This window comes from Mycobacterium alsense (assembly GCF_002086635.1).
GTDB lineage: Bacteria > Actinomycetota > Actinomycetes > Mycobacteriales > Mycobacteriaceae > Mycobacterium > Mycobacterium alsense.
In genome coordinates this window covers 1-9646 of sequence record NZ_MVHD01000089.1, presented here as the reverse complement: position 1 = coordinate 9646, position 9646 = coordinate 1, and the positions used below count along the sequence as shown (strand labels likewise).

The 9646-nt window shown below is 71.2% G+C and carries 9 protein-coding genes, 1 tRNA gene and 2 pseudogenes; 8 read left to right on the top strand and 4 right to left on the bottom strand.

The genetic code is table 11. From position 1 onward, the window contains the following. The coding region (locus tag BST11_RS26045) for a PE family protein (protein WP_083141072.1) at positions 1-486 on the bottom strand (486 nt) is incomplete at its 3' end. 219 nt (positions 487-705) lie between these two features. Next, positions 706-779 (bottom strand) — tRNA-Gly (locus BST11_RS26040). 166 nt (positions 780-945) lie between these two features. Between BST11_RS26040 and BST11_RS26035 the strand changes: the two genes are divergently transcribed. The 5 genes and pseudogenes from BST11_RS26035 to BST11_RS28235 all read left to right on the top strand — a co-directional run. After that, a complete protein-coding gene (locus tag BST11_RS26035; RefSeq protein ID WP_083141070.1) occupies positions 946-1584 on the top strand; it encodes a VldE C-terminal domain-containing protein in 639 nt (212 codons plus the stop codon). A gap of 26 nt (positions 1585-1610) precedes the next feature. Next, positions 1611-2183 carry a dCTP deaminase gene (dcd, locus tag BST11_RS26030; protein ID WP_067315464.1) on the top strand — a complete coding sequence of 191 codons (573 nt, stop codon included), beginning with the start codon at positions 1611-1613 and terminating at the stop codon, positions 2181-2183. 108 nt (positions 2184-2291) lie between these two features. Further along, the gene (locus BST11_RS27760; protein WP_158086829.1) at positions 2292-4370 is read left to right on the top strand and encodes a DUF7159 family protein; all 2079 of its coding nucleotides are present in this window, start codon (positions 2292-2294) and stop codon (positions 4368-4370) included. A gap of 174 nt (positions 4371-4544) precedes the next feature. Continuing rightward, positions 4545-5231, top strand: a pseudogene (locus BST11_RS29335) (DUF7159 family protein); the annotation flags it as partial. A 300-nt stretch (positions 5232-5531) separates the two neighbouring features. After that, a pseudogene (locus tag BST11_RS28235) lies at positions 5532-6767 on the top strand (UDP-glucose dehydrogenase family protein); the annotation flags it as partial. Between the two features lie 9 nt (positions 6768-6776). Here BST11_RS28235 and BST11_RS26000 read toward each other — a convergent pair. Further along, positions 6777-7226, bottom strand: a complete 450-nt coding sequence (locus tag BST11_RS26000; RefSeq protein WP_083141068.1) for a PE domain-containing protein — start codon at positions 7224-7226, stop codon at positions 6777-6779. An 88-nt stretch (positions 7227-7314) separates the two neighbouring features. Here BST11_RS26000 and BST11_RS25995 point away from each other — a divergent pair, with 88 nt between their 5' ends. From BST11_RS25995 to rfbA, 3 genes are read left to right on the top strand one after another with little or no spacing between them, the layout of a single operon-like run. After that, complete coding sequence (locus tag BST11_RS25995) at positions 7315-8070, top strand: maleylpyruvate isomerase family mycothiol-dependent enzyme (RefSeq protein ID WP_083141067.1); 756 nt, start codon at positions 7315-7317, stop codon at positions 8068-8070. A gap of 28 nt (positions 8071-8098) precedes the next feature. Continuing rightward, a complete protein-coding gene (locus BST11_RS25990) occupies positions 8099-8467 on the top strand; it encodes a nuclear transport factor 2 family protein (protein ID WP_067321996.1) in 369 nt (122 codons plus the stop codon). 33 nt (positions 8468-8500) lie between these two features. Next, positions 8501-9370 (top strand): glucose-1-phosphate thymidylyltransferase RfbA, encoded by an 870-nt coding sequence (gene rfbA, locus BST11_RS25985; protein WP_083141066.1) that lies wholly within the window; start codon positions 8501-8503, stop codon positions 9368-9370. Positions 9371-9381: 11 nt separating this feature from the next. On the opposite strand, the gene BST11_RS27755 is transcribed toward rfbA, so the two are convergent. After that, a partial coding sequence (locus tag BST11_RS27755; protein ID WP_083141065.1) for a PE-PGRS family protein occupies positions 9382-9646 on the bottom strand: 265 nt, incomplete at its 5' end.

Genomic DNA, 9646 nt, shown 5'->3' with positions numbered 1-9646 from the left:
GCCGTTGCCGCCGAAGCCGGCGAAGCCGTTGGCAATGGCCCCACCGGCTCCGCCGCGACCGCCGCTGCCGAACAGGATTCCACCGGCCCCGCCATTGGCCCCGCTGCCCGGAGCACCGCTGGCGCCGTTGCCGATCAGCGGGCGCCCGGTCAGTGTCAGGAAGGGCGCATTGATTGCGGTGAGAACGGGCTGGAGCACCGTGGCAGCGCTGGCCTCGGCGCTGGCATACGACGCCGCACCGCCGGTCAAATTCTGGGCAAATTGGGCCTGAAACGCCACCGCCCGCGCGCCGAGCGCCTGAAACTCCCGGGCGTGGCCGGAAAACAACGCCGCGATGGCCGCCGACACCTCGTCGGCCCCCGCCGCCAGCACCGCCGTCGTCGGAGCACTTGCCGCCACGTTCGCCGCGCTGACCGCCGCTTCGATCCGGCTTAAATCCGCTGCTGCAGCAGCCAGCGCCTCCGGCACCGCGATTACAAATGGCATCGGACACCTCCCAGTGAGCCATGACGACTACGCCATGCCCCCCCGGAACCGCTGGTCATCACTCCTAAGCGGGATGAATACATCATCCCGCTCCAGGTGAGGCGTCGCGTGGTTTTGCCGATTTTGTTCCGGCTGTACAAGCTGGCCGGGCGGGCAGTTCCGCTCCGGCCTGTTCCCGCGTCGTGCCGACGGTTCGAACGGTGTCGCCGCTGCTCGATGTGGAGCCGATGACGGGAATCGAACCCGCGTTCTCAGCTTGGGAAGCTGATGTTCTGCCATTGAACTACATCGGCGCGGTCGCTCCGAAAGGCTAGCATCCGGCGGGGGCGGCGCTCGCCGGGCACTCCGGCGGCTGAACTGGCCGGATATGTGATGTAAGCAACGCGATTAAATCGCTGTCCTGCGTTTTTGACTTATGCCTATTTTATTATTTCGTGATCTGGCCGTAATGTGCTTGCCGTGGGTCGGCACGCGTTAGCCAGGAAGCGGCGAAAGTCGCCTGGAGTGCTGGCCGCGGTGCTTGCGCCCGCCGCCGTCTTCTTCGCAGCCGCGGGGGATGTCCGCCCATTACCCACCCGCGAAGATGCCAAGCCCGTTATCGAGGACAGCGCGCCGTGCTGCCTGGAAATCGTCACCGTGGCGCGCAATGCGCCCAATAAGGCCGGCTTCGTCGACGCCCAGCCGGTCGCGTCGAGGTACCACACGCGGTCCCGGTTCCTGCCCGCCGGCGTCGCGTCGGAGCGGGGCCTTCAGGTCAGGACGATCCTGGCCGCCCGCGCCATCAGCGCAACGTTCCCCCAGATTCACGAAATCGGCGGCGTCCGCCCCGATGCGCTGCCGTGGCACCCGCGCGGCCTGGCGCTCGACGTGATGATTCCCAACCCCTCCAGCAGCGAGGGCATCGCGCTGGGGAACGCGATCGTCGCGTACGTGATGCAGAACGCCAAGCGGTTCGCGATCCAAGACGCGATCTGGCGAGGCGTCTACTACACACCGGGCGGCGCGCAGCCCAGCCGACTCGGCCACTACGACCACGTCCACGTGACCACCACCGGCGGCGGGTATCCCACCGGCGCCGAAATGTATCTCGCCGACTGAGGGCGCCCAGCCGATACGCTCATCGGGTGCTGCTCTCCGATCGTGACCTGAGGTCCGAAATCTCCGCCGGCCGGTTGGGCATCGACCCGTACGACGACGCCCTGGTGCAACCCTCGAGCATCGACGTCCGGCTCGACCGCATGTTCCGGGTGTTCAACAACACCCGCTATACCCACATCGACCCCGCGCGGCAGCAGGACGAGCTGACCAGTTTGGTGGAACCCGTCGACGGGGAACCGTTCGTGCTGCACCCGGGCGAGTTCGTGCTCGGATCGACGCTGGAGCTGTTCACCCTGCCCGACAACCTCGCGGGCCGGCTGGAGGGCAAGTCGTCGCTGGGCCGGCTGGGTCTGCTGACCCATTCGACCGCCGGCTTCATCGATCCCGGCTTCAGCGGTCATATCACGCTCGAGTTGTCGAACGTCGCCAACCTGCCGATCACCCTGTGGCCGGGCATGAAAATCGGCCAGCTGTGCATCCTGCGATTGACCAGTCCGGCCGAGCACCCCTATGGCAGCTCCCGCGTAGGGTCGAAGTATCAGGGCCAGAGGGGGCCGACGCCGTCACGCTCCTACCAGAACTTCATACGAAGTACCTAGGTTCGACAAGGCGTCTGCACAGCGCTTTCGCGCAAAGATGGAATGGTCCGTGGTTCCTCCTCCGCCCGACCATGGCTTCGCTCGCAAGAACCTTTGGAGGGGTTTGTTTTGGACATCGTGCTCGGGGTGTCGATGGCACCGGCGTCGATCAAGATGGTGGTGCTCGAGGGGGAAAACGCTGACGGGGCCACGGTGGAAGAGGACGAGTTCGACGTCACCGCCGCCGGCGACACGGCCACCGCGACCGCGCCCGAGCGGGTCGTCGCCGCCATCCTCGGCACGCGTGAAGGCGCCGCCGACGCCGGCCTGGAGCTGTCGGCCATCGGCGTCACGTGGACCGACCAATTCGAGGCGGCCGCCCTGCGCGACGCGCTGGCCGCCCACAAGATCGAGAACGTCATGCTGGTGTCGGCGTTCTTGGCGGCGGCCGCGCTGGCCCAAAGTGTCGGCGGCGCAGTGGGTTACGAGCGCACCGCGGTGCTGTACGTCGAGCCCGACACCGCGACGCTGGCGATCGTCGAGACCTCCGACGGCTCGATCACCGACGTCAGCAAGCAAGCGATCTACGCCGAGTCCTACGACGACGCCATCGCCCAACTCGGCGGGATGGTCGCTGGGTTGGAACACGCGGGCCTGGCCGCCGACGGGCTGTTTTTGGTTGGCTCGGGCGTCGACATCGCGCCGATCAAGCCGGCGCTGGAGGCGATGACGCCGCTCGACGTCAGCGCGCCGGAAGAGCCCGAGACCGCGCTGGCCCGCGGCGCGGCCCTCGCGTCGGCCAACGCGCCGCTGTTCGCCTCGTCGACCGCGGCGCTCGCGTACGCCCAGGACCCCGGCACCGGCGCCGTCGACCGGTACGCGATTCCCGACTACCTCCGGGTCGGAGCCGAATTCGGCGACGACGACTTCGCCTACAGCGCCGTCGGCGACGACGACGCCGACGCCCAGACCGTCGTCATCGAAAAGCTTTTCGGCCAGGAACCGGAGGAGCCGCGCCGCCGGCCGGTCCTGCTGATCGGCAGCGGGCTGGCCGTCGTCGGCATCAGCGCGGTGCTGGCGCTGGAGATCGCGCTGGCCGTCGGCATCCGCACGACCGGGACCGTCGGGCTGCGCCCCACCCCGGGCCAAAGCCTCATCGTCCCAACGCAACAGGCCCCCGCCCCGGCGCCCGCACCGGTTCAGGCGGCCGCCCCGAAGCCGAACTTCACCGTCCCGCAGCCGCTGATGGCGCCCCGGCCGGTGGATCCGGTGCCGGCTGCGCCGCCGCCCGCGGCTGCCGCTCCGGTGCCCGTTCCGGCGGCGCCGCCGATACCCGCGGCTCCCATACCGGTGCCGGTTCCGGTGGTTGTCCCGCCGTTGGCGCCGATCCCCGCGCCACCGATCCGCGTTCCCGTGCCCAGGCCGGTGGTGCGGCCGCCGGTTATCCAGGCTCCGCCGCTGTCGCCGCCGCAACCCGTGACGCCTCCAGCGCCGGTGCACGTTCCGCCGCCGCTGTCGCCGCCGCGGGGCGGCGGCACGCTCCCGCATACGCCGCCGCACCAGAATCCTCCCGGACATGGCTCGCTGCCCAACCCGAACAGCCCCGGCGGACCGGGCGGTGGACACATCCCGAATCCGGGTAACGGACCGGGTGGGCCGGGTGGCCCCGGCGGTCCGGGTGGGCCGATTCACATTCCGACTCCGGGCAACGGTCCGGGCGGCCCGGGTGGTCCGGGCGGTCCGGGTGGGCCGATTCACATTCCGACGCCGGGCACCGGTCCCGGCGGTCCGGGTGGGCCCTTTGGTGGTGGCGGTCCATTCGGCGGCGGCGGGCCCTTCGGTGGTGGCGGTCCGGGTGGCCCGGGTGGTCCGGGTGGGCCGATTCACATTCCGACGCCCGGCACCGGTCCCGGCGGACCGGGCGGTCCGTTCGGCGGCGGCGGTCCGTTCGGCGGTGGCGGTCACGCCGGCGGTGGACCCGCCGGTGGCGGACCCTTCGGCGGTGGCGGGCCCTTCGGCGGGGGCGGCGGCGGTCACGCCGGTGGCGGACCCTTCGGCGGCGGCGGCGGCGGTCACGCCGGTGGCGGACCCTTCGGCGGTGGCGGCCTGGGTGGCGGTGGCCACAGCGGTGGGTTCGGCGGTGGCGGCGGCCACACCAGCGGTGGCGGTGGCGGCCATACCGGCGGTGGCGGCGGCGGACACCACTAGGTGGGCTGCGGTCGCCACGGCGGCTTCGGGCACCGACAGGCGCCGGTCGCACCGGCGTAAAATGGGGGAGTTAGGGGAATACGGGTGGGGGACGGTCGGCGCGTCGCAGCTGATCGCGGCTGGCGATGCCTGCGTTTCCGATCTCACTAGCTGGCAAACGACGATGGAGGAGTTGTGGACACCGTACTTGGCGTGTCGATGGCGCCGACGGCGGTGCGCATGGTGCTGGTCGAAGGCGAAAATGGCGACGGCGCCACCGTCGATGAGGACAACTTTCAGGTGGCCGCGGACGACGACGCGGCGACCGTCACCGCGGCCGACCAGGTAGTCTCGGCGATCCTCGGCACCCGCGAGGGCGCCGCCGAGGGCGGCTACCAGCTGGCCTCGACGGGGGTCACGTTCACCGACCCCATCGAGGCTGCCGCCCTGCGCGACGCGCTGGCCGCCCACAAGGTCGAGAACGTGATGTTGGTCTCGGCGTTCCTCGCCGCGGCCGCGCTTGCCCAGACGGTCGGCCACCAGACCAACTACGGGCGCACCGCCCTGTTGTACATCGAGCCCGACACCGCGACCCTGGCGGTCGTCGACAGCGCGGACGGCTCGGTCTCCGACGTCTATCGCCAGGCGCTGCCCAACGACGATGAGGCCGCGGTGAGCCAGCTGGCCTCGATGGTCTCCGGCGCCGAGGGGCTGGAAACACGGCCCGACGCCGTGTTCGTTGTCGGATCCGGCATCGACATCCCCATGATCAAGCCGGCGCTCGAGGCCGCGACCACGCTTCCGCTGACGGCGCCCGAGGAGCCAGACACCGCCCTGGCCCGCGGGGCGGCGCTGGCGTCGGCGCACGCGCCGCTGTTCGCCTCGTCCACCGCGGCGCTGGCCTACGCCCAGGACCCGGGCACCGGCGCCGTCAACCCCTTCGCGGTGGCCCCGGGCTACTTCGACACTCCGGAGGCCATCGGCGCCAACGCGCTGGCCTACAGCGCCGTGCCCGACGACTTCGACGACGCCTACACCGGCGCGCAGGCGACCCAGCTCGTCGGCGGAAGCTATCGCGACCGCCGGTCCTTCCGGCTGATCGGCAGCGCGGTGGCGGCGATCTTCGTCGTCGGGGTGACGGCGCTGGTGGTGTCCCTGGCGGTCGCCATCCGGCCGACCGCCGGCGTGCGGCCCGACCCCGGCCAGCACGCGGTCGCCCCGACACAGGCTGCGCCCGCGGGCCTGCGCACGCTGCTGAGCGAGAACCTGGCCGCCGGGCGGCTGCGGTTCAGCACCGACTACGACATGGCGGCCGCGTTCGCCGACGTGCACTTCCTCGGGGTCGGCACGCCGCAGAAGAAGGGCGATTACGGCGCGGACCTGCGCCACGTGCACGCGGTCATCGACATGCTGGTGCCGCGGCTGACCCGGCCGTCGGTGCTGATCGGCAAGTCGACGGTCCCGGTGGGCACCGCGGCCGAGCTGGGCCGCCGCGCCGCCGCGCTGGCACCGGCCGGGGTGGACGTCGAGATCGCGTGGAACCCCGAGTTCTTGCGCGAGGGTCTTGCCGTGCACGACACCATGCATCCCGATCGCATTGTCCTTGGCGTGCAACCGGATTCGACGAGCGCCGAGGTGGCCGTCCGCGAGCTCTACGCGCCGCTGCTGGACGCCGGGGTGCCGTTCCTGGTGACCGACCTGCAGACCGCGGAGTTGGTCAAGGTGTCCGCCAACGCCTTTCTGGCGACCAAGATCTCGTTCATCAACGCGATCTCCGAGGTGTGCGAGGCGGCGGGCGCCGACGTCAGCGTGCTGGCCGACGCGCTCGGCCACGACCCGCGGATCGGGCGCCAATGCCTCAACGCGGGTTTGGGTTTCGGCGGCGGCTGCCTGCCCAAGGACATCCGCGCGTTCATGGCCCGCGCCGGGGAGCTGGGTGCCGACCAGGCGCTGACTTTCCTGCGCGAGGTGGACAGCATCAACATGCGCCGCCGCACCCGCATGGTCGAGCTGGCCACCGCCGCGTGCGGCGGCTCGCTGCTGGGCGCCAACATCGCCGTGCTGGGCGCGGCGTTCAAGCCCGAGTCCGACGACGTGCGCGACTCACCCGCGCTCAACGTCGCCGGCCAGCTGCAGCTCAACGGCGCGGCCGTCAACGTCTACGACCCCAAGGCGCTGGACAACGCGCAGCGGCTGTTCCCGACGCTGAACTACGCGGTCTCGGTCGCGGAGGCCTGCGAGCACGCCGACGCGGTGCTGGTGCTCACCGAGTGGCGCCAGTTCGTCGAGCTCGACCCCGACGACCTGTCCGACCGGGTACGGGCCCGGGTGATCGTCGACGGCCGCAACTGCCTGGACGTCGCCCGCTGGAAGGCGGCGGGGTGGCGGGTGTTTCGCCTGGGGGCGCCGCGACCCTAACGCGGCCGGCTAGGCCAGGCCGTCGTTGCCGCGCTGGCCGATCAGTCCGCCCGCGCCGCCGACTCCGAAATCGCCTGGGGGCATGCCGATCCCGGAGTTTCCGCCGGTGCCGCCGTTGCCGAACAGCACGGCGTTGCCGCCGTTGCCGCCGCGCCCGCCGGTGCCCTGGACGGGACCGGAGTTGCCGCCGTGGCCGCCGGCCCCGCCGTCGCCCGAGAAGCCCGTGCCGCCGGCGCCGCCGTCACCGCCGTTGCCGGAGATCCCCCGCGTGTTGCCGCCGTGGCCACCGGCCCCGCCGTTGACGAAGCCGGTGCCGCCGGCGCCGCCGACGCCCGCGGCCGCCAGCCGCGTCGTCGACGCCGCGGCGACCGCGCGGGCCGAGCTGAGCGCCGCACCGATGCCGGCCAAATCCGCTGCCGCGGCCCCCAGGACCTCCGGCGCAGCGATCACAAATGACATCCCGAAGCCCTCCCTCCGTCGGTGACAGGACGTTATCGCCAACACCGACTCGGCGCAGTGGATCGACACCGGCGAGTAACCTGACCGCGTGGATTATGCCGCCGCGTTCCTCGACGAAAACCGGGCGTTTGCGGAACTTTTCCGCGACGCCGACGCGTCCACGCCGGTGCCGACCTGCCCGGGCTGGACGCTCACCCAACTGCTGCGCCACGTCGGGCGCGGCGACCGCTGGGCCGCGCAGATCGTGCGCGACCGCCTCGACGACTACCTCGATCCCCGCGCCGTCGAGGGCGGCAAGCCGCCCCCCGATCCCGCCGACGCGATCTCGTGGCTGCACGGGGGCGCGCAGCGGCTGATCGACGCCGTCGAGTTGGCGGGCGTGGAGACGCCGGTGTGGACCTTCCTCGGCAGCCGCCCAGCGAACTGGTGGATCCGGCGGCGGCTGCACGAAACCGCGGTGCACCGCGCCGACGCCGCCATCGCCACCGGCGGCGAGTTCACCCTCGACGCGCACGTCGCGGCCGACGCGATCACGGAATGGCTTGAGCGCGTGGCGATTCAGGCCGGCAGCGAAGGGCGGCCCCTGCCGCTGGCCGACGGCGACACGCTGCACCTGCACGCCGACGATCCGGGGCTGGGCGACGCCGGCGAATGGACGATCGGCGTCGACGGGGGCGCCATCACCTGGTCGCACGCGCACGGCAAGGGCAGCGCGGCGCTGCGCGGCGGCGCCACCGAGCTGCTGCTGGCCGCCGCCGGCCGGGTCCGCGTCGCCGACACCGGCATCGCGCTGTTCGGCGACGACGCGGTGTGGCAGAGCTGGCTGGACCGTACGCCTTTCTAATTCGGCCGAACGCGGTACCTTGCTGACCATGACCACATCGGAAATCGCCACCGTTCTGGCGTGGCATGACGCCCTCAACGCGTCCGACCTGGACACGTTGGTGGCCTTGTCCAGCGACGACATCGAAATCGGCGAAGCGCACGGCGCCGCGCAGGGCCACGAGGCGCTGCGTCGGTGGGCCGCCGCCCGCGAGGGCACGGCCGAGCCGGGCCGGATGTACGTGCACGACGGCGTCGTGGTCGTCGAACAGAAGGTCGACGGCCCGGACGGGGGCGTCCACAACGCGGCGTCCGCGTTCCGGGTGGTCCACGATCGCGTCACCGCGGTGTTCCGGCACGACGACCTGGCCTCGGCGCTGGCCGCGACGGAACTGACCGAGGCCGATCTCGTAAATTAGGGCCCGAATCGGACCCGAATAGGAGAAGCATTCATGCGCGGCATCATCTTGGCCGGCGGGTCGGGCACCCGTCTTCACCCGATCACCATCGGCATCAGCAAGCAGTTGCTGCCGGTCTACGACAAACCGATGGTCTACTACCCGCTGACCACGCTGATGATGGCCGGCATCCGCGACATCCTGGTGATCACCACCCCGCACGACTCGGCCGGCTTCCGGCGGCTGCTCGGCGACGGCTCGCAGTTCGGCATCAACCTCAGCTACGTGACCCAGGAGCGACCCGACGGCCTGGCGCAGGCTTTCGTCTTGGGTGCCGATCACATCGGCAACGACACGGTGGCGCTGGTGTTGGGGGACAACATCTTCTACGGCCCCGGGCTGGGCACCAACCTGTCCCGCTTCCAATCCATCAGCGGCGGAGCCATTTTCGCCTACTGGGTGGCCAATCCGTCGGCCTACGGCGTCGTCGAATTCGGCGCCGACGGCATGGCGCTGTCGCTGGAGGAAAAGCCCGAGACGCCGAAGTCCCACTACGCCGTGCCCGGCCTGTATTTCTACGACAACGACGTCATCGAGATCGCCAAGGGCCTGAAGAAATCGGCGCGCGGCGAGTACGAGATCACCGCGGTCAACCAGATCTACCTGAACCGGGGTCGGCTGGCCGTCGAGGTGCTCGCCCGCGGGACGGCGTGGCTGGACACGGGAACCTTCGACTCGCTGCTGGACGCCAGCGACTACGTCCGCACGCTGGAACGCCGGCAGGGCTTGAAGGTCAGCGTCCCCGAGGAGGTGGCGTGGCGGCAGGGCTGGATCGACGACGAGCAGCTGGCCGAGCGGGCGCGCAGCCTGGTCAAGTCCGGCTACGGGGACTACCTGCTGCAGATGCTGGAACAGCCGCGCTGAAGACGGGGCCGCTACGGCAGGCCGTTGATGCCGTTCAGGCCGAGTAGCAGCCCACCCGCGCCGCCCGCACCGGCGGTGCCGGTGACCGTGCCGCTGCCGCCGTTGCCGCCGTTGCCGCCGTTGCCGATGTACATGGCGTCGCCGCCGCGACCGCCCTTACCCCCGCTCGTCCCCGCGGGGTTGGCGGCCCCGCCCGCGCCGCCCTCACCGCCGTCGCCGATCACCCCCGCCTCACCGCCGGCGCCGCCCTCGCCGCCGCACACGTTGCCCCACCCC